General features: G+C 66.3%; 17 protein-coding genes. 8 read left to right on the top strand and 9 right to left on the bottom strand.

Features of this window, described 5'->3' with window-relative positions; translation table 11 throughout:
* Nucleotides 1-13: 13 nt before the first annotated feature.
* Entirely contained in the window at nucleotides 14-526 is a 513-nt protein-coding gene (locus C1706_RS03995; RefSeq protein ID WP_129457928.1) for a 2'-5' RNA ligase family protein, read from the bottom strand.
* Between the two features lie 53 nt (nucleotides 527-579).
* On the opposite strand from C1706_RS03995, the gene C1706_RS03990 reads away from it, so the two are divergent.
* Nucleotides 580-873, top strand: coding sequence for an antibiotic biosynthesis monooxygenase family protein (locus C1706_RS03990; RefSeq protein ID WP_129457927.1), 294 nt, complete (start codon nucleotides 580-582; stop codon nucleotides 871-873).
* Between the two features lie 10 nt (nucleotides 874-883).
* Here the strand turns inward: C1706_RS03990 and C1706_RS03985 are convergent, their stop codons facing one another.
* Nucleotides 884-2188 carry a H(+)/Cl(-) exchange transporter ClcA gene (locus C1706_RS03985; RefSeq protein WP_129457926.1) on the bottom strand — a complete coding sequence of 435 codons (1305 nt, stop codon included), beginning with the start codon at nucleotides 2186-2188 and terminating at the stop codon, nucleotides 884-886.
* Nucleotides 2189-2261: 73 nt separating this feature from the next.
* On the opposite strand from C1706_RS03985, the gene C1706_RS03980 reads away from it, so the two are divergent.
* Entirely contained in the window at nucleotides 2262-2711 is a 450-nt protein-coding gene (locus tag C1706_RS03980) for a VOC family protein (protein WP_129457925.1), read from the top strand.
* A gap of 310 nt (nucleotides 2712-3021) precedes the next feature.
* A complete protein-coding gene (locus C1706_RS14260; RefSeq protein ID WP_241653414.1) occupies nucleotides 3022-3369 on the top strand; it encodes a helix-turn-helix domain-containing protein in 348 nt (115 codons plus the stop codon).
* 2 nt (nucleotides 3370-3371) lie between these two features.
* Here the strand turns inward: C1706_RS14260 and C1706_RS03970 are convergent, their stop codons facing one another.
* A complete protein-coding gene (locus C1706_RS03970) occupies nucleotides 3372-3743 on the bottom strand; it encodes a sulfate permease (RefSeq protein ID WP_129457924.1) in 372 nt (123 codons plus the stop codon).
* A 195-nt stretch (nucleotides 3744-3938) separates the two neighbouring features.
* On the opposite strand from C1706_RS03970, the gene C1706_RS03965 reads away from it, so the two are divergent.
* Together C1706_RS03965 and C1706_RS03960 are read left to right on the top strand one after the other, a co-directional pair.
* Nucleotides 3939-4931, top strand: a complete 993-nt coding sequence (locus C1706_RS03965; protein ID WP_206660954.1) for a DNA-processing protein DprA — start codon at nucleotides 3939-3941, stop codon at nucleotides 4929-4931.
* Nucleotides 4932-5072: 141 nt separating this feature from the next.
* Complete coding sequence (locus C1706_RS03960) at nucleotides 5073-6992, top strand: ATP-binding protein (RefSeq protein ID WP_241653426.1); 1920 nt, start codon at nucleotides 5073-5075, stop codon at nucleotides 6990-6992.
* Between the two features lie 3 nt (nucleotides 6993-6995).
* On the opposite strand, the gene C1706_RS03955 is transcribed toward C1706_RS03960, so the two are convergent.
* Together C1706_RS03955 and C1706_RS14505 are read right to left on the bottom strand one after the other, a co-directional pair.
* A complete protein-coding gene (locus tag C1706_RS03955) occupies nucleotides 6996-8105 on the bottom strand; it encodes a DNA cytosine methyltransferase (protein ID WP_129457922.1) in 1110 nt (369 codons plus the stop codon).
* Between the two features lie 130 nt (nucleotides 8106-8235).
* Nucleotides 8236-10152 carry an ATP-dependent DNA helicase gene (locus C1706_RS14505; RefSeq protein WP_241653413.1) on the bottom strand — a complete coding sequence of 639 codons (1917 nt, stop codon included), beginning with the start codon at nucleotides 10150-10152 and terminating at the stop codon, nucleotides 8236-8238.
* 65 nt (nucleotides 10153-10217) lie between these two features.
* Here C1706_RS14505 and C1706_RS03945 point away from each other — a divergent pair, with 65 nt between their 5' ends.
* On the top strand, nucleotides 10218-11702 hold the full coding sequence (locus tag C1706_RS03945; RefSeq protein ID WP_048768662.1) for a recombinase family protein: 1485 nt from the start codon (nucleotides 10218-10220) through the stop codon (nucleotides 11700-11702).
* A gap of 366 nt (nucleotides 11703-12068) precedes the next feature.
* Here C1706_RS03945 and C1706_RS03940 read toward each other — a convergent pair whose 3' ends face one another.
* The 3 genes from C1706_RS03940 to C1706_RS03930 form a co-directional block, all read right to left on the bottom strand.
* Nucleotides 12069-12935: a hypothetical protein gene (locus C1706_RS03940; protein ID WP_048768664.1), complete on the bottom strand. Its 867-nt coding sequence runs from the start codon at nucleotides 12933-12935 to the stop codon at nucleotides 12069-12071.
* A 270-nt stretch (nucleotides 12936-13205) separates the two neighbouring features.
* The gene (locus C1706_RS03935; protein ID WP_048768667.1) at nucleotides 13206-13709 is read right to left on the bottom strand and encodes a flavodoxin family protein; all 504 of its coding nucleotides are present in this window, start codon (nucleotides 13707-13709) and stop codon (nucleotides 13206-13208) included.
* On the bottom strand, nucleotides 13706-14161 hold the full coding sequence (locus C1706_RS03930) for a hypothetical protein (protein WP_129457921.1): 456 nt from the start codon (nucleotides 14159-14161) through the stop codon (nucleotides 13706-13708). Before C1706_RS03930 ends, C1706_RS03935 begins: the two co-directional genes overlap by 4 nt.
* Before the next feature lie 97 nt (nucleotides 14162-14258).
* Here C1706_RS03930 and C1706_RS03925 point away from each other — a divergent pair, with 97 nt between their 5' ends.
* Together C1706_RS03925 and mobF are read left to right on the top strand one after the other, a co-directional pair.
* Complete coding sequence (locus C1706_RS03925) at nucleotides 14259-14834, top strand: TetR/AcrR family transcriptional regulator (protein WP_048768674.1); 576 nt, start codon at nucleotides 14259-14261, stop codon at nucleotides 14832-14834.
* Between the two features lie 512 nt (nucleotides 14835-15346).
* A complete protein-coding gene (gene mobF, locus C1706_RS03920; RefSeq protein ID WP_206660952.1) occupies nucleotides 15347-18820 on the top strand; it encodes a MobF family relaxase in 3474 nt (1157 codons plus the stop codon).
* A 66-nt stretch (nucleotides 18821-18886) separates the two neighbouring features.
* Here the strand turns inward: mobF and C1706_RS03915 are convergent, their stop codons facing one another.
* Nucleotides 18887-19468: a TetR/AcrR family transcriptional regulator gene (locus C1706_RS03915; RefSeq protein WP_164987422.1), complete on the bottom strand. Its 582-nt coding sequence runs from the start codon at nucleotides 19466-19468 to the stop codon at nucleotides 18887-18889.
* Nucleotides 19469-19519 lie beyond the last annotated feature (51 nt).

Below are 19519 nucleotides of genomic sequence, written 5' to 3'. Positions count from 1 at the left end.
ACCTGAGATCTTCTCAGTTCGTGCCATCGCCGAGCGGGGCGGCACCCAGGACGCGGCACCTGTCGGACTCCCACCAGGTGAGCAGCAGTTCCTCGGCTCGCCCGCGTGCGGGAACGACATCGGCCAGGGACGACAGCGTGGAGGCGACGCTGACGCCGGGCCCTGTCCGGTCGAGGGTGAGGTGCGGTGCGGGTTCCGCTCGCCCCCAGTAGGGGCGAATGTGGGGTGCGGCGGCCCGTGCCGCGGCGGTGAGGGCGGTGAAACCGTCGGCGGGTTCGGGAATCAGGTGGATCGTTCCGTCGGGGAACTGCCCGCAGCGGCGAAGGGTGAAATCGAAGGGTGCCACCGTGGCGGCGACGCGCGTCAGGAGTGTGAGGTCGGGCGGGCAGGGCGCCAGGATCGTGATGTGGGCGTGCGCGAACCGTGGGTCGGCGGACAGGAAACTCGCGTCGTAGAAGGCGGTGCGTTCCCGGATCCAGCCCTCCAGGGCGGGGACGCCGATCAGCAGCACCGCGTGTCCCCCCACCGACCCAGTCTCCCATGGGCCCTGGCGGGGTGGACCCTCCTACACTCGGGGGCATGGCAGTCGTCAAGATCAACGCAATCTCTGTCCCCGCAGGTTCGGGTACCGAACTGGAGGCTCGTTTCGCGGCGCGCAAGCACGCCGTCGATCAGGAGCCGGGGTTCTTGGGTTTCCAGCTTCTGCGTCCGGTGCGCGGCGATGATCGGTACTTCGTCGTCACCACGTGGGCGGATGAGGAGTCGTTCGTGCAGTGGCGCGACAACCGTGCTGCTGCCGCGCATGCGGGCCCGGGCACCAAGCCGGTGGCCAGTGGCGCGGATCTCCTCGAGTTCGAGGTCGTCGAACTGTAGTCGGGTCGTCCTAGGACGCCGCCGCTGCGTTCTCGGCGCGGAGGCGGCGTTCCAGCAGCGCCTCGTAGATGGGTGGGACGCGGAGGGCGTCCGCGGTGAAGGCCGCGATGATGACGACGAGCGCCACCGGTAGCAGGTGGGACAGGCTTCCGCTCATTTCGGCGGTGAGCAGGATCGACGTGAGGGGTGTGCGGACGGTCGCGGCGAGCAGCCCGGCCATGCCGCACAGGGCGACGACCGCTTGGGAGGCGGGCGAGATGCCCCAGGTGCGCAGGACGACGGCGTAGCTGGCCCCGCACAGCGTCCCCATGGCGAGGATCGGCATGAAGATCCCGCCGGGGATGCCGCTGCCGAAGCTGATCGCGGTGAAGAGCATTTTGCCTGCCAGGAGGATCAGCAGGACGCCGATTCCGGCGCTTGCTTGCTCGGCCCAGCCGATCAGCGGCGCTCCCCCGCCGAGCACCTGGGGCATGGTCAGGCCGACGAGTAGCGCGGCCCCGAAGGCGACCCCCAGCCCTGTGGGGCCGGGCAGGTGGGCGAGCGTTTGGGAGGCGAGGAGCAGCCGGTTGACGGCCGCGCCGAGCACTCCCGTGATGATCCCGAGCGGGAGGAGCAGCCAGAGTTCGGTGAGCGGCAGCGGATCCACGGCGGCGAATTGCAGGATTGAGTGGGGCCCGAAGACGAGGGGTGAGACGGCACCGGCAGCGAGCGCTCCGGTGGACGCGGAGGCCACCACGAGCGGGGAGAAGCTGCGGTGGAGGCCCTCCATGCCGAAGATCATCCCGGAGACGGGGGCGTTGAAGGCGGCGGCGAGGCCTGCTGCGGCTCCGCTGGTGACGAGGTGGTCGGCTTCTTCGGGGGTGGCGCGGAGCGGACGCCGAAGGAGTGCCGCGACGGCCGCACCCAGATGGATAGAGGGCCCTTCGCGGCCCAGGGAGAGCCCGAACACCGCACCGCTCGTACCGCCGAGGAACCGGGCACCGATGACGCGTCCGGGGCGCATGCCGAGCCCGCCGAGCAGGAAGCCCTTCACTTGCGGGATGCCCGAACCGGACGCCTGGGGTTCCCACCGCAGGACCAGCCAGACCCCCACGACGACCACCGCTGCGGCGACCCCCCATACCGGGATCATCCAGGGATGCTCACCGAGGTAGGCGTAGGTCTGAACCGCGAAGCCGGTGGCGATTTCGATGAGATAGCGGTACAGGCAGACGACGGCGCCAGCCAGCAGGCCGGCCAGGACGCCGTTGCGGGCAACCCGCCACCGCCGCGACGAGGCAAGGTGCCGCACCCGGGCGATCAGCGTTTCCCACACGGGCCGATTCTCCTCCCCTCGAAGGACAGGCACCGTCGGTCTCAACGGTGGCGGACACCGCTAGGCTGCGGGCATGCCCGTGCGCATGGACAACGTCGGCCTGGTGGTCGCCGACCTGGACGCCGCGATCCCTTTCTTCGTCGATCTGGGGCTCACCTTGGAAGGCCGCACTGTGATCGAGGGGCCGTGGGCGGGCCGAGTCACCGGCCTGGGTACCCAGCGCGTCGAGATCGCTATGCTGCGCACCCCTGATGGCCACAGCGCACTGGAACTGTCCCGCTTCCTTACCCCCGACGTCATCGCCGATCATCGCCGCGCCCCCGTGAACGCCCTGGGCTACCTGCGCGTCATGTTCGCCGTCGACGACCTCGACACCACCTTGGCCCGGCTGCAGCCTCACGGCGTCGAACTGGTCTCCGAGGAGGTTGTCCGCTACGAGGACGCCTACCGGCTGTGCTACATCCGCGGCCCAGAAGGCGTCCTGATCGGCCTGGCCGAGGCCCTCCCCACCCCGCAGGCGTAACCCCTGACCGCACACCAAGCGGTCGACTCGACACGCGGGGAAGGCAAGGGTGCGTGGCAAAAGTGGATTGACTCACCGATTGGCTCACCAGCCACGCCGGGCCGCCGCGAATAAAGAAAACCCCGCCCGGCTGGATTACATAGCCGAACGGGATTCGATGTGGGTGGACCTCCGTAGAGAGTTTGAGAACCCCTGCCCACCCTTGAAAACCTTGTCTTTGCGCAGGTCACGGGGCTTCTACGACCACGACCAGCGCTCCTCCGAGCCTACTGTGTCCGACTCCAGGGGGCGAGTGGTGCGATCACTTGGGATGGCTCAAACCCTCCTTCGCCCGGAGCAGGTCGACGATCTGGTGGCGCAGTATCGCGAGGGAGCGACGCTCGTTGAGTTGGCATCCCGCTTCGGAGTCAACCGCCGCACGGTCGCCACCCACCTCACCCGGCGGGAGGTGACGATCCGCCGTGGACGGTTCGACCCCTCCCGCATCCACGAAACAGCCGACCTCTACCTCAGCGGGTTGACGCTGGTAGAGGTCGGCGTGAAGGTTGGGGCGGGGCCTCAGGCGGTCCGGCGAGCTCTCGCTTCGCACGGTGTCGTGATCCGGCCTGGCGGGCGCTGTGGTTCTCGCATCACGGCATCCACTACCGTGGGCGGTTGAGCCTAGACACGAAGGGCTGGCTCACGCAGGCTCGCCTCGACGCGCGAGTCGTGGCGCTGGTGACGACGGACCGCAGCCTCGCGCAGGCGCGCACGGATGAGCAGAGCGACGCTCACGGGTCCCATGATGATGAACTTGAGCGCGTTCCAGCATGCCCACAGCACGATGAGGTGGAGCCAGCCGGGGCCGCCGTCGGCTGTCGCGCCCGAGCAGACGCTGGCGATCAGGATGTACGGAAGCGCGACCAGCATCGCGGGTATCCCCCACTTGAGTCCGCGACGGGTGCGGATGGCAGCGAGCAGCTGGTTGCTCGGCATGTAGCGGTGCAGATAGTCGCGAGTGCGAACGCTGAGCGTCCAGATAAGGCGGAACATGACGGGCCTCTCGTCACACGTGTTACTCCGTCGAGGAGGCAGAACGTGTGTGAGTGCCCGAAGGCCGTCCCGGAGGACCCGCAATATGAGGAGAACCTGCTTAACCATCCACTGTACGCCGGGGTCGGCGTTCACGGAACCCTTCGCTCCCGAGTTGCCGCGCGCACCTCTCTGTAGGAGTGAGAGGGCCCGACGATGACGAACCTGAGCGACGTAGTCCAGGACGAGCGCACAGCACGGATGGTGCTGTCGATGATCGTCGAACCAGACGACGCGGTAACAGGCCGACTCCTGGGCAAGCTGGGAGCGCTTGAGTTGCTCCGACTCGCCGAACGTGACGACGTGGTGCCGGGCCTCAGTAACGTTGACGCCCAGGTGTGGCGTTCCCAGTTCGAGCGCTCAGACGCTCGGACACTTGAGCAGAACGTCGTCGAAGCCGAGCGCGCTGGTATCGGCGCGCTAGTCCCCGGCGACAAGGAGTGGCCTTCCGCGCTCGACGATCTTGCCGACCGACGGCCATACGTCCTGTGGGCTCGTGGCACGACATCGTTCCTCGCGCGACCGCTCAGCGATTTCGTTACGATCACCGGCGCGAGGGCCTCGACCTCCTACGGCGACCATGTGGCCGGGCAGCTTGCCTCCGACCTCGCCAACGCTGAGCGGATCATCGTGGCCGGCGGCGCATACGGCATCGAAGGCGCCGCCCACCGAGCGACCCTCGCGTCAGGCGGCGACACGATCGCTGTCATGGCGAACGGCGTTGATCGTCCCTACCCGATGGGTCACCGTGAACTGCTTGAACGAGTGGCCGACCTCGGCCTCCTGGTCAGCGAGGTTCCACCGGCCGCAGTGCCGACGCGCCATCGCTTCATTGCTCGGGCGCGGCTGATGGCCGCGCTGTCTGCGACCACCGTCGTGGTCGAGGCTGGCGTTCGCTCTGGATCCATGACCGTCGCCCGACGCGCGCACGAACTCGGCCGCGCCGTCGGAGCTGTTCCCGGCCCGGTGACCAGTGCAACAAGCAATGGACCGCACGAGTTGCTGGAACTGAAGATCGCTCGCATCGTGTCGCACTCTGAACAGATCATCGGTGTCCGCCAGGCGGAGCGCCCCACGCCTGTAGGCGAACGACGTGCGTACGAGCACACCCGCACGGCGACGTCGCGGTCGGATCAACGGGTGCTGTAGCCACTCACCACGCGGCCCAGTCGAGCAACGCCATCGGGTGCGTGAAGCGCGGCGAGTAGACTCTAGCCATGCGGTTCTGACGCCTCCTCGCGGAACCTTCGTTCCTGCGGAAGGAGTCCTGTGAGCGGTCGAGAGTTGACGATGGACTTCGCGGGGTCGCTTGTTCGCCACCTCGGGCTGCAGATGTACTCCGGCGCGGTGCCAGCCATCGCGGAGCTGGTCGCGAACGCCTACGACGCCGACGCGACCTCCGTACAGATCGAGGTTCCGCTCGACACAGCTCTCGACGCGAACTCTGAGATCGTGATCCGAGACGACGGTCTCGGAATGACCTTCGAGGACGTAAACGAAAAGTACCTGCTCGTCGGGAGGGATCGACGGGCCTCCGGCGCAGATCGTTCGCCCGGTGGACGACTTGTCCTCGGGCGCAAGGGCCTCGGAAAGCTCGCCGGTTTCGGCATCGCGAAGATCGTCACGATTACAACTGTCAGCGACGGCCATCTCACCTCATTCCAGATGAGCTACGACGACCTCGTGAGTAGCAACACCAACACGTATCGTCCTACCGTGCTCGAAGACAGGGTGCTCCTACCGGATGAGACGCGACCCAACGGGACCGAGGTGCGTCTGACCGAGCTCCAGTTGAAGAATCGCATCCCGTCTGCATCGTTCCGACGGAGCATGGGACGACGATTCTCGATCCTCAGCAATTCCTTCCAGGTGACGCTCAATAACGACGCACTCGCCTCGGACGAGACGGAGCTCCAGTTTCGTTATCCAGAGAACGGTCTCGACACCGTCGACCTGCCCGGCGTCGGAACAGTCCAGTGGTGGGTCGGATTCACCGAGAAGCCGATCAAGAACGATGACATCCGAGGCATCTCCGTGCTCTCTAGAGGAAAACTGGTCCAGACCCCGTTCTTCTTCGACATGAGCGGTGGAACGCAGAACCAGCTGGGGCTTCAGTACCTCACCGGCGAGGTATTCGTGGACGGACTCGACTCCTACTCTGACGACTTGATCGCCACCGACCGCGCCACAGTCCTGTGGGAGCATCCCATCGCGCAGCCGATCCTGGAATGGGGCCAGGGCATGCTGCGGGAGTCTCTGCGCAAGTGGGCCGCTGCTCGCGCCAAGAGGCAGAAGGAACGCCTCAGGGTCTCCACGACCTACATGAAGCGGATCGAGAAGTTTCCGGAACGGCAGCAGAAGGAGCTCCTCAGAGCGATTCAGACGCTCGCCGATTCCCCGACGATGGAGTCTGACCGGCTCGATCAGATCGTCGAGATCCTTCTGAACGCCTATGAGAACGAGCAGTTCTTCGCGCTGCTCAAGGAACTCAGCGAACTCGCTGCATCTGACCAGAAGTCCATCCTCGACTTGATGAGCGAGTGGGACATTCTAGAGGCAGTCCAGGCCGCACAACTCGTACGCGGCCGGGTGGTCGTGATCCAGACGCTCAAGCGGCTCATCAAGGAACGCGCCCCCGAGAAGCCGACCATGCAGGACCTTCTGCGTGAGCATCCGTGGATCATCGACCCCATGTGGCAACTGCTCCATCACGAACGTTCCCTCGAAACGGTCTTGCGTGAGACATTCCACTCCGAGGTCAGCGAAGGCGATCAGCGCAGGCTCGATTTTCTCTGCATCGGAGACAGCAGCACCGCGATCGTCGTCGAGGTGAAACGCCCCGGCGACAAGATCGGCCTCAAGGAACTCGGCCAACTGCGCGGATACGTAAACACGCTTCGTGACCGGAACGAGAAGGCGGGCAACTTCTCTACTCAGCGTTCGCAGATTCTCGGTGTGATGATCCATTCTGGGCTCAAGGACGAGCCTGGGATCAATAGCGAGCTTCAGGACATGGTCAAGAGTGGCTACCGCATCTCACCCTGGGACCACCTCCTTGAGGCGGCGGAGCGTCTGCACCGTGACTACCTCGACGTGATCGCTGAACGCGCACCTCAGGACGACCCCCGGATTCAGGCGATCCAACGCGACTCCGCTACGGAGACCGCACCGAGCACGGACATCAGACCGGATGAGGACAACGCCGAATAGTCCCTACGCAGCCCGTCCTTCGAGTGAGTCGAGCAGCGCACCTGCGATCCTGGCTGCCATGCGTACGGGGACGGCGTTGCCGATCTGACGTTCAACAGCACCTCTCGTACCGGCGAACTTGTAGTCCGGCGGAAACGTCTGAATCGCCGCCGCCTCGCGCAAAGTGATCGGCCGATGCTCCTCTGGATGCAGAAAAGGCCCACAAGCCGGGGTTGTGCACCGAGTCGTCATCGTCGGCGCAGGCTGATCCCAGCGAAGCCGTCCGTATGACCCGGACGCCCCACGCTTCTTCTCTTTGGCCAACTTCTTATGGCATTCGAGCTGAAGGTGCTCCGGAAGGTCGCGGCGATTGCCACCCACGGGGATCGCTTGAACCCTTCTGAGCACGTTGTCCGGCAGGATGCGATGCACGCCGAGCGGATCGTCAGCAGGGACTTCAGCCTCCAGCTGACGGAAGGCGTCTCGCACTGTCACGGGCGTCTCGGGATCGGTTGTGGTGAGAGACTGCGGGAGTAGCGTGCGCGTGCCGCGCAAGGCCAGGATGATGAGTCGCTTGCGTCGCTGCGGTACGCCGAACTCGACCGCATTTACATGGTAGGCACGCGCGTTGTAGCCCATCCGGCTCAGCGCAGTCAGTAGTTCTGTGGACCGCCTGTCACGCCCCAGCCCGGGCACGTTTTCGACCAACACGGCGCGGGGTCTGAGCGCTCGAACGAATCTGACCGTGTGATTCACCAGGTCGTTGCGAGGATCGTCGCCCTGAATGCGACCTTCTGCGAGCGAGGAAAACCCTTGACAAGGCGGGCACGCCTTCAGCAGCGTCAACTCGCCCGTCTTCAGCTCTAGCTCGCGCTTCACCTCGGCTGCGCTAACCTGCCGAATGTCCCGCTCCCACAGCCGCGTACGTTCGTGATTCAGGCGGTAGGACTGGGCAGCGGTGGTGTCAAACTCAACAGCGCCGATCACGTCGAACCCGGCATCGATCAACCCTTGGGTTGCGCCACCAGCACCGGCAAACAGATCGACTGCTGTGGGCCGCGAACCTCCCGAAGCGCCATCGATGCACGTCTCATCCGGGAGCGAGTCTGTTGGCTTGTGCACGGTCGTTCGCACTCAACACCTACCTTCACTGCCTCGGCGAGTTGTCACCCTTCGGTTCGCGGCTGACCACGATCTTGCGGCGAGCACGCAGCAAGCTCATCTTCTGATCCTACTGGGTGGGTCTGACCTCCTGACCCAAGGTCTACAAGCGACGAGACTGCGGTTCGGTTCGCACCTGAGGACGCGTGACCGATGGCGCTGTGGCGATGTCCGTCGCCTGTCTGAGCGCGGCCCTTGCCCGTGCGGCGTCGACCTTCTGCGCGGCAGACTCGGGCGAGGCTCCGAGGGGTGCGTCGTCGGTGACGCGGTAGCGGTCGCGGTAAGCGGCGACCACGCGGGCGGCCCTGCGCCAGGCCGCGGCTCGGTGCCGGTCGTTCGGCTGCACTCCAAGGGCCTTCGTCCACGGCACGTTCCCGGTCAGCGCGACGTCGAGTGCGACGTCGGCGCGTGCCTCGATCAGTTCCTCCCGCTCGTCGAGTGCCGCTCGCATCTCGGCGTCGATGACTCCGTGCGCCGATGGGATGAGGCCGGCGATGAGCCGCGGTGGCTTGCGAGTCCGGCCCGAGCCAGCCGGGCGGGCGGTCGCCCGCTCGACTCGGTAGTGGAGGACGGCGGCGATGTCGTCCGCGTCGCCGAATCCACGCGCAGTGACGAGGCGCGGCAGCAACGCATCGACATCGTGATGGTTCGCTTCAGCCCGGCGGAGTTCAGCCGTGAGCGGGCCGAACGCCTCGGACTCTATGGCGCTCTCGGCCTGCTCGTCGGTGAGCCCGGAGCCACGGACGAGGGTGGCCCAGCGGTCGTGCTGAGCGGCGGCGGCGATCGTCTCATACTCGGCGGTGAGCTGAGCGATAGAGCCCCACTGGTCCTGCTCAGCCACGATGGTCTCGTGCGCGGAGAGTTCGGTGCCGCTGTGCTGCAGAACGCCGTAGAGCACGCTTCGCGCGGTGGCGTGTGGGTCGTCACCAGGGTGCGGCTGGGCATGGTCGTCGGCGCGGTCGAGCATCACGTAGGCATGGTTCGCGTGCCGTCCTCGGCTCATCGCGACGTAGAAGGTCTCTCGGGTCGAAGTCGGTTCGACCAGGACGTGCGCAGTGTCGGTCGTGATGCCTTGCGCGCGGTAGGCGGTGACCGCGTAGCCGAGATCGACATGCTCGGCCACGTACGAGGCTGGGAGGACGATGCTGCCGCCGAACCTGCGCCCTCGCCTGCGAGCCCTGATGGTTCCGTCGTCGCGAATGGTGGTGCTGGTGCCGTAGTCGCGTGCGATGGTGATTGTCCCGTCGTCGCCGACGGCGGTGATGGTCCATATGTCGCCGTTGCGTACCCAGTCCCGCCCTGCCATGGTGCGGAGGTTCCGGTTGTTGCGTCGGGTGATGATGGTGTCGCCGACGCCTGCGGCGGTGCCGTCGCGCAGTTCGACTTCGCGGTCGGGGATCAATGTCTTGTTGAGGATCAGGTCGGCGCGGGCGCGACGGTTCAGCGCGGTCACGTCTTCGTGGGTTTCGGCGATCAGCACCGAGGTGAGTCCGGCGTCGCGGTCGGCGCGCCAGGCGTTGTAGGCCGTGTCGGTCATGGCCTCGGCGTCGCCGTCGGTGATGCGCTGGTGGGCGAGGTAGATCTCGATGGCCCGGGTGTGTCCGTGGCGTAGCTCGAGTGAGGCGGTCTTCTCCCAGGCGTGGGTGAAGCGGTGAACGTCGACCAGTTCGGGGGTATCGGCCCGGTCTCTGGCGACCATCGCGAACGCGCCGCCCGCGTCCACGGATTGGAGTTGGGCGTAGTCGCCGACCAGCAGCACCTTCGCGCTCGCGGCTTGCGCGAGGTGGGTGAGGCGGTCCAGTGACAAGGTGCCGGCGAGGGAGGCTTCGTCAATGATGACGAGCTGGCCCGCCTCGAACGTCGTGCCGTGGATGAGGTGGTTCTGCCACCACTTCGCCGTGTTCTCAGTACCGATCCCGAGATCATCGGCGAGAACCTGGGCAGCGACCGCTGACGGCGCGAGACCGACGACTGAACCGGAGCCGTGCTCGGCTTCCCACGCGCGTCGGAGCGCGTTCATGGCGGTGGTCTTGTCGACGTGTCGGGTTTGACCGGCGTACCTACCAGGCAACGAGGGAGGTCGTCATGGACGGCACGGAAGACAACAACAGCATGGAGCAGGTGGTGGTGTACCTGCGCATCAGTGAGGATCGTACGGGCGCGGAGGCCGGGGTGGAGCGGCAGCGTCAGGACTGCCTTGAGATGTGCGGGAGGCTCGGGATTACCGATCCGGCGGTGTTCATGGACAACGACATCTCGGCCTATTCGGGGAAGAAGCGTCCCGGGTACCTCGACCTGTTGGAGCGGGTGAAGTTGGGGCCGTCGCGGATCGTGGCGTGGCATGTGGATCGCCTCTACCGTCGCCCCCGCGAACTGGAAGACCTCATTGACCTCGTGGAGGCGCATCCGATCCGCATCGAGACGGTCAAGGGCGGTGGGTTCGATCTGAACACCCACGAAGGCAGGCTGATGGCGCGCCAGCTCGTCGCGATCGCCTCCTACGAGTCCGGGCATAAAGCCGACCGCATCCGCCGGGCGAACCGGCAGAAGGCCGAGCGTGGTGACTGGCACGGCGGGGCGAAGTACGGATACGGCATCGGCGGCGTCCTCATCCCCGAAGAAGCAGCCGTCATCCGCGAGATGGCCGACCGGTTCCTCGCCGGGCAATCGGTGCGGCAGATCACGAGGTGGCTCAACCGCGACGACGGGCCAGTATCGCCATCGAAGGGGAAGAGCCGGTTGAACGTGTGGCACGAGAGCACGGTCGGCTCGATCCTCTGCTCTGCCCGCATCTCGGGGCAGCGCGCCTACGAACCCGCCTCGAAGACGACCGCCACGTGGGAGCGACGCGACCGGGCGATCCTCGGGCCGGGGAACTGGGAGCCGATCATCACCCCGGAGGAGACGATGCGTATCCGGGCGGTGTTCAACCACCCCGACCGGCGCGTGGGCCGCTCCTCCAAGAGCCTGCTGGCAGGACTAATCACCTGCGCCAAGTGCGGCAACACCCTCGTCTCCTCGGGACTCCACCGCGGCGAGACCTCGATCGGGAAGCGACGCTTCTACCGCTGCCTCCCCCTCCCCGGCAGGCCCGAACGTGGCGGTCTCGTCGTATCCGCGCACGGGATCGAAACCCTGGTAGGCGAGGCCATGATCACGCGCCTGGCCGCGACCACGCTGCCCGCCACCGCGCCGGGTCAGGATGCGGGGGTCAGTGCGGCGATGGAGCAGATCACTGCCGCGCGGCAACGCATGGAAGACATGGCCCGCGACTACGGCGCAGGCCTGCTCTCCCGCACCGAGCTGCACGCCGCGAAAACCGCCGCCACCGCGACAATCACCAGCGCCGAACTTACCCTCGGGCGTAACGCGAAGTCGTCTGCGTTGAAGGGCATCCCCATCGGCGACGAGGAGGCGTTGCGGGCGGCCTGGGAGTCGGAGTGGTCGATCCCGCAGAAACGCGCGATCATCGCCGCCCTAATCGACACCCTCATCGTCAAACCCGCCCAGCCCGGCAAGCGCGGGGCGAGGTTCCGACCCGAACGCGTGGAACTCACCTTCAAAGCCTGACCCACCACGGTAGTGAGCGCCGCCGCCCAGCCGGGACGACGACGCTCGCGGGTACTGATGTGGTCAGTGTTCGGGGCGGGTGAGGACGCGGAGCTTGGCCAACGCCACCGGATCGCTTACCCCGACCGGCACCCCGGAACGCTCGCACGCCTGGCGCGTCCACACCACCACATCGAAGCCCGGCGGCAGACCGCTCCGCGACTGGCCCCGCCGTTCACGAGCCGAAGGTGGGACGGAAGTTCCGGGTGTGCTGGGTGCTGCTGTGGTCGCCTTCATGACAGACAGGTACGCACCCCAAACCACAACATGTAGTATTCATGTTCGCCAACGGGTACTACATGTAGTTTCTTCTCTCAGACTCACTGTTCAGGTGTCGGTTCGGGGCTTGGCTGCCCAGATCGCAGCCAACAGCCTCGTGTCACAGCGTAGGGAGTCGAGGGGTTCACCGCCGAGCAGACGCAGGAGAATACCGTCGCCGGTCGGGGTGCCCGCGTGTTTGCGATCGGGATGCCCGAGCACGATCCGCAGCAACGCGGCCCATGACTTCGGCGGCACGCCCAGCAGTACCGGAACGGTGTGGTTGCGGCGCAGCACCTCCACTGCGTTCGCGCGGGAGGTCAGATCAGCAAGCCGGTAGGCGACATGCTCCACGCAATCGGCGACGAGCACCGCATCCCACCCCACCGACGCGAACAACTCCACTATCGCTGACAGGGCGGCCGTCACCCGAGGATGGCCGCCGTCGTCGGGGTCGTCTTCCTCGTCGGTCGCGGAGTTGACGGCGAAGGCAGGGTGGTAGTCGGCCAGGTGCTCTCGCTCAGCGAACCGGATCGCGTCGTGGAACTCGGCGATCCTGGACGTGTGGCGGACCTTGCCGGTCGAGACCAGCATCCCCGCCGCGCGCGCTTCGGCGGTACAGGTGATCTGCACGGCGCGGGTGACCACGGCCCACGGATTACCAGCGCGTCGTGCCGAGTCTGTGAGCATGACCTCGAACGCAGCCGAGGCGACCTCCCAGGCGTCCAGCCCGTACTTATGGGCCAATCGTCGGTACCTGGCGGCTGTGTATTGCATGAGTTCCGCCGCTTCGCGATCACTCCGCCAGGCCCCAGGGCCGGACTCATACAAGCGGATCAGCAAGGCGCGCAACCTCTCCGGGTTCTCGAACCCGTGGCTGGCCGCCCCAGCCGGAGTCGCAGGATCACCTGCGCCAGGTGCAGTGTGCTCGTCCACGGTGGCCTCCCGTGAGGGAGGTGCGCCACCAGCGCCCAAACGAGGACGCGCACCAGCACGCCCCTACACCCGCCGCCCGTCAGCAGGCGTGACGCTTGCCGAGCGCTGTGACCGGTCTGTCGGCGCGGTAGGGCTTCTTAGAAGTCGCCTTTCGGCTTTGCTGACGACTGATGCAGAGCCGGGCATCATTCGGGTGTGGCTGGCCGACCAGTTGGGAGTGACACCGATCGGACCACATGCTCGGCCGAGACCTTCGCTGGACTTGCTAGCTCAAAGGGAGTTAGAGAAGCCTTGTCCCCATTGATGGGCGCGGAGCAGTTCTTGGTCGAGTAGCGGTCCCGGGATTCCGGCGACGTGGAAGCTCGGGCCACGCCGTGCCTTGGTGAAGCCTCGCTTCTTGAGCAGTTTGTATGCCGTCTTGGAGGCGGTACCGGGCGTGAAGCGTGTCTTGGTCGAGGTGTCGATGGTGACCACCGGGAGTCCTGTGACCGGCTGGAGGGCCTCGATCCATTCCCGTACTCCCCGCGTGGTGTTTGCGGTTGCTCCCTTGGCCTGTGCCTGCTCGCGCGTCCGTGGAGTAGGCAAGGAGAAGTCGTGCGTAGGGGCGGCGATGATCGCGGCGGTCAGGCCGGCTGGCAACGTAGCGCCAGCTTCGCTGGCCGTCACGATCGAGGCTTGGCCTGCGCCAAGGGCATCGGTGATCCCCTCTGCGACCGCTTTGGCGATGGCCGAAGTGTTACCGAAGTAGGACTCGGTGATGATCAGGATGCTCATTCCTTGATCCGTTCGGTGGTGGGAAGCCAGGCGACCACCACGGTGAGCGCGCCGAACGCAGCTAGAGCGATGCTCACGATGCGCCACGACAGCGGCAGGATGGGTGTGTCGTGCTCGGAGACCACTGCGCCGAAGATCAGCAGCGCGCTGCCCACGACGAAGCAGGCCGTAGACCACCACCGCGCCCACCTGGACCCGCGCCATGTCCCAATAAGCGCGACTGCCCAACCCACTAGTGCGAGCCCGAAGACGCTGTACAGGAAGACCCACGGCACGATCGGGTCGGGGACCTCGCCATACGGTGCGTAGAGCTCGTGGACGTGGGAGGCGACGCTGTCACCGGTCGCCTGATCCACGACCATCCAGATCACGGCTACCACCGTGGCAGCCAGTCCAAGCCCCAGGCAGATCGACACCGCAATCCGCCTTGACGCCGTGCGTTCCGTTCCCATGAACACTCCTAGTCTGCAAGTCACTATCAGTTGATGGTGACTCTACCTAAGGAGATAGAGTCCGTCAACTGCTAGTGACTTGCAGTATGGTGGGTGGATGGCACAGGGACTGAGAGAACGCAAGCGGCACGCAGCGATGCGCCACATCCAGCGGACCGCCCTCGATCTGTTCGACGAACGCGGTTTCCAGCAGGTCAGCGTCGAACAGATCGCCGAGACCGCAGAAGTGTCGCCGTCCTCGGTCTACCGGTACTTCGGCACCAAGGAGGGCATCGTCCTGGCCGATGACTTCGACACCCTGAGCGAAGCCGAACTCACCACCATCATCGACCCCGATGACCTCGTCGGCACCGTACGAACCGTGGTCGCACGGTTCGAGCCATCGCCAGACCAGCAAGACCCCGAGGGCAACCTTGCGCTACGTCGCATCCGCTACTTCTTCGACGAACCATCCGTCCGTAAGGCGTCCTACGAGATTCTGGCCAACGCGGTGGAACGGATTGCTCCGATCCTCACCGCATCCGGTCGATTCACAGCCTCCGAGGCCCGCGTCATGTCCTCGGCCTTGGTCTTCGGATACTTCTCAGCCGTGGAGCAGTGGTACCGCAATCCCGCCGGTCGCTCCATCGCCGATGTCCTCGCCGAAGCCCTGGGGACCCTGCGGCGGCTATGACGTGGACGGAAAACTCCCCACCTTCATGCTCAGCGATCCAGACCCCCGAAGTGTCGCCAATATCCTGAAACATCGCGGGAATCCGAAGGATGCACGGTGACGGCACCGTCCAGGCTTGTTCGGCCTGCCACTCGCGCGGAGATCCTCGTCCGCGATCAACGCAGTCCGGTCGTGTCGGTAGCGCAGACGCGCAGGCGGTGACCGTCACCGCCACCCGAGCGCGAGGGATACAGCTTCCTGGAACTGGAGTTCGTGGACCACCTCCACGCGATGACCATCCTGCTCCGCCTCGGGCCCGACGTCATCATCGTCAGCTCCATAACCCTCCGCGAGGACTTCACCACATACCTCGCCGCCACCCTCGACCGCTACACCGACTGACACCGGCCACTTTCGAAGCCATACACGGCACCGCCGCGGACCAATCCGCTCCCCAAGAGTCCAAGTATCCAAGTATGCACGGATGCTACGGCGGGGCCGTAGTGCGCACCTCCCTCATGAGAAGTCGTCTCGTGAGGGAGGTCAGTGTGAAGGGCGGAGTGCTCCTGTTTCGTGGCAGCGGCAAGGCGGCGCGCCGGTATGTCGAGGCCGACCGTTCCCGCGCCGATGAGTATTACCTCGGTGCGGACGACGCCGTGGCCGAGTACACCGTGCTAGAGAGCACGGGTGAGGTCACCGCCACCCGGTCTCTGTCGGCGGATGAGTACGAGGCGTGGGTGGACTGGCACGACCCGGTCACGGGTGAGTCGATGGGCACCCCGCGTCAGCCGGGTGAGGGGCGTAAGGGGTCGCCGTTGTTCGCGGAGATGACCGTGAACGCGCCGAAGAGCCTGTCGGTCGCTGCAGCCCTGCACCCCGAAGTCTCTGGGGCGTTGGATCGTGCGCAGCAGGACGCCCTGGCGGAGATTCGCCGGTGGCTGGGCCAGCACAGCGTGACTCGGGTCGGGCCGCGTGGGGCGCAGGAGGTCGCGCCTATCGAGGGCATGCAGGTCGTGGGCATCGGTCATAAGACCTCGCGGGCGGGTGATCCGCACCGGCATATTCACATGCAGATCGGCACACGGGTGTGGGCGGCTGGGAAGTGGCGGGCACTGGATACCGCAGCGTTGTTCAGGCAGCAGGGCGCGATCCGTGCGATGGGTTCGGCGGTGATCGCCGCGCACCCGCAGCTCGCGGCCACGCTTGCAGAGCATGGCCTGACCCTGGACCCGGTGAGCGGCGAGGTCGCCGAGTTGCAGCCGTTCAATGCGGTGATGTCGAAGCGTTCGGCGCAGATCAAGAAGAACCTCGACCGGCTTGAAGCCGAATGGGAAGCGGCGCATCCGGGCGAGGAACCTGGCCCGGTCGTGACGGCGCGGATGCAGGGCATCGCGTGGGCGCATCAGCGGCCTGGTAAGAAGCCCGCCGACCTCAAAGATGAGCAGTGGTGGCAGCAGGAACTCCGCGACGCCGGCTACGACCCCGGCAACCTCGCCCGACGTGTCGCGCAACCCCCGGTTGCCCTCGATGACCTCGCGGTGCAGGAGATTGCATCGCGGGCACTGGACCGCAGTGCTGCCGGGTCGTCGGCGTGGACACCGCACACTGTGGCTGAGCACGTCACCAGGATCACGACCGAGCACGGTGTGCAGGCGGCACCGGCAGAGTTGCGGGAGTTCATCAGCAAAGCGGGCGAGGTTGCGGTCTCGGATTGCTTCTCGATCCTGCCACCAGGAGCGGCAACCCCGGAGCACGTCGCGCATCTGACCAGTCTCAGCGTGGTCGCCGCCGAGACTGCGCTGCGCGATCAACTCACCGCCGCGACACCGCGCCGGGAGCCGAAGCATCCCGACGTGGTCGAAGCCGCACGAACAGCAGGATTGGATGAGGGGCAGGTCCTCGCCGCCGCTGCGGTGGCCTCGACCGATCCGCTGGTGATTGTGGAGGGTGCCGCGGGTAGCGGGAAGACCACCATGCTCCGCACCGCCATCGAGGTAGCAGCGCAGCAGGGCAGGCCGTCACGGGTGGTTGCGCCGACGTTGCGGGCGGCGCAGGTCGCCCACGATGAACTCGACGTACCCGCGACCAGTGTTGCGGCACTGGTGTACGCGCATGGGTGGCGATGGAACAGCGACGGCGTATGGACACGCCTCGCAGTAGGTGACACCGACCCCGCAACCGGCAGTCTCTACACCGGCCCACCGAAAGATGCGCGGCTGTCTGCTGGTGAGCGCGTGATCGTGGACGAAGCCGGAATGCTCGACCAAGACACCGCCCACGCACTCCTGACCATCACCGCTGAGGCGCGAGCGACGGTCGCCCTCGTGGGCGACCGCGCACAACTCCCGGCTGTCGGTCGAGGCGGGGTGCTCGACATGGCCGCCCAAATCAGAGGCCGCACCTACGACATGACCGAACTCCACCGCTTCACCGACCCCGAATACGCGGCCCTCACGCTGTCGATGCGCGACCGGGCCAACCCCGGCGAGACGTTCAACCATCTTGTCGCGATGGGACTGGTGAGGCTGCACGCTGATGATGAGCAGGCTCGCGAGCACACCACCGAGAACGCCCGCCAGGGCGAGGCGATCACCGTAGCGACCAACGATGAGGCCGCGGCGTTGAACGAGCGCATCCGCGCCGGGAGAGTCGAGACTGGCGAGGTCAATGACACGGTGACGGCGACCAGCAGCGACGGCCTCAGTATCGGAGCCGGTGACCTCATCCAGACCCGGAAGAACGACACCGCGCTCGGTGTGGCGAACCGGCAACAGTGGATCGTCCAGCAGGTCACCGAGGATGGCGTCGTGTACGCGCGAGAAGCTGCCAGCGGGCGCAAGAGCCCCCGCACCGTCGCCCTGCCCGCCGAGTACGTGGGTGAGCACGCGCACCTGTCCTACGCCACGACCGCCTACGGCGTCCAAGGCGCAACCGTCGATGCCTCCCACACGGTGCTCACCGAGGCGACCAGCGCGGCAGGGGTCTATGTCGGCATGACCCGAGGCCGCGAGACCAACCGGCTGCACGTCGTCGCCACGGACATGGCCGATGCCAGGGCGCGGTTCATCGAGGCGATGGACCGCGACCCCGCCGACCGGGGCCTCGACCACGCCACCGCCCAAGCCGCCGAGGCCGTGCAAGGTCTCGTCAGCGACGGCCCGGTGCGACTTGTGGTGGACGAACTCGACCGGCTCGACCACGAGGCCGAACACGCACAACGGGCGGCGCAGCGGTGGGAGCAGATCGCCGCACGCCTCGATGCCCAACGCGCCACCCACCGCGCCGAAGACGATGAGAGCGCCGCCGTGCTCGGCAAGGCCAAGGACGCCGCCGAACAGGTACGCGCCGAGGTCACGCAGCCGCTCACCAGCCAGGCTGAACGCAATGGAGCGGCCTACCTCGCCGCCGCCGAAGACGAAGCCGCCACCAATGCCCGCCTCGCCACCGTTAGGCGGTTCGGCAGGCGCAAGGCCCGCACCGAGCGCAAGGCCGCGACCGAGCGCACCCAGGCGTTGCGCGGCCAAGTCAGCCGCGAATGGGGCACCACACCGGAGAACCCTGATCGTCTCACCGAATGGGCAGGCCAGGCCGCCACCAAACGCGCCGAGACCGACCCTCGCGTGACCGAGGCCGCCCAGACTGTCGAAGCCGCCACCGCCGACCGGCAGATGATGCGGCGACGGCACAAGCAGGAACACACGGCACTGCTGGTCAGCGAGTACGGGGCCGAGCACGCCCAGGCAGCCCGGTACGGGATGCGGAGCACCACGAACCCCCGCCGTCAAGCGCACGACGCCAAGAACCGGGCCGCGCTCCTACGGTCAGAGGCCGATGAACTCCGCGCCCTCCCCATCACCGACGCCGCCCATCTGATCGAGGCCAAGCGTGCCGAGCAGGAGCGGGCACGGCAACGAGCAGCAGAACGGGCGCGGCAACTCCATGACCCGTTCCAGCGTGACCCCCACCGCACCGACCCGAGCCATGAGGGGCCGACACGGAGCCTATAGACCGCAGAAGGCACGCTGTGGGGTTGCGAAAGTAGCTTCGTCTAGATCGGCTATATTCAGCGGGTTCTAGGTTATCCCTATGCTGCTGATGGTTGGACGGTCGCCTTGGTAGCCGAGTGCGTCGAGCGCGGCATGAATGGTCTGCGCAACGAGTCGGTCGTCGATAGGCGGTAGGCCGGGCATCACCGCACGCATGACGAGCGGCCCGGTCAGTAGGTCGGCGATCCAGGCGGAGTCTGTCGCGACGGTGACCTCGCTTCTCTCCACGGCGCGATTGAGGATGATCTGTGTGTACGCGCGGCGAGGCGCGAGATAGTCGCGGAAGAACGGTGCGCCTATCTCAGGGGTGGCTTCGATGTGTGAGAGCCATCCGGTGAAGCCCCTGGTGACCACGGGATCGGTGAACAGGCGTCGCTGCCGACGCTGCACCTCGATCAGGTCCCCGACGAGGGTGCCGGTGTCGATGTCCTCATCGGTGCCATGCCGTGAGATAAGTATCTGCGGCACCACCTCGGCCAGGTGCTTGAACCGTCGGTAGAACGCCGGCTTGTTCGTTCCTGCACGAGTAACCACCTGATCGACGGTGACGGAGGCGTACCCGTGTTCGGCGACCAGATCGCCCATGGCCTGCACGATGCTGTCCTCCACCGCGCTCTTGCGCGGGCGACCTGAACGAACCATAGTGTAACCAAGAGTAAC

The sequence above is a fragment of the Propioniciclava flava genome, assembly GCF_004126535.1.
Classification (GTDB): Bacteria; Actinomycetota; Actinomycetes; order Propionibacteriales; family Propionibacteriaceae; genus Propioniciclava; species Propioniciclava flava.
This window is presented reverse-complemented; position numbering and strand designations above follow the sequence as displayed.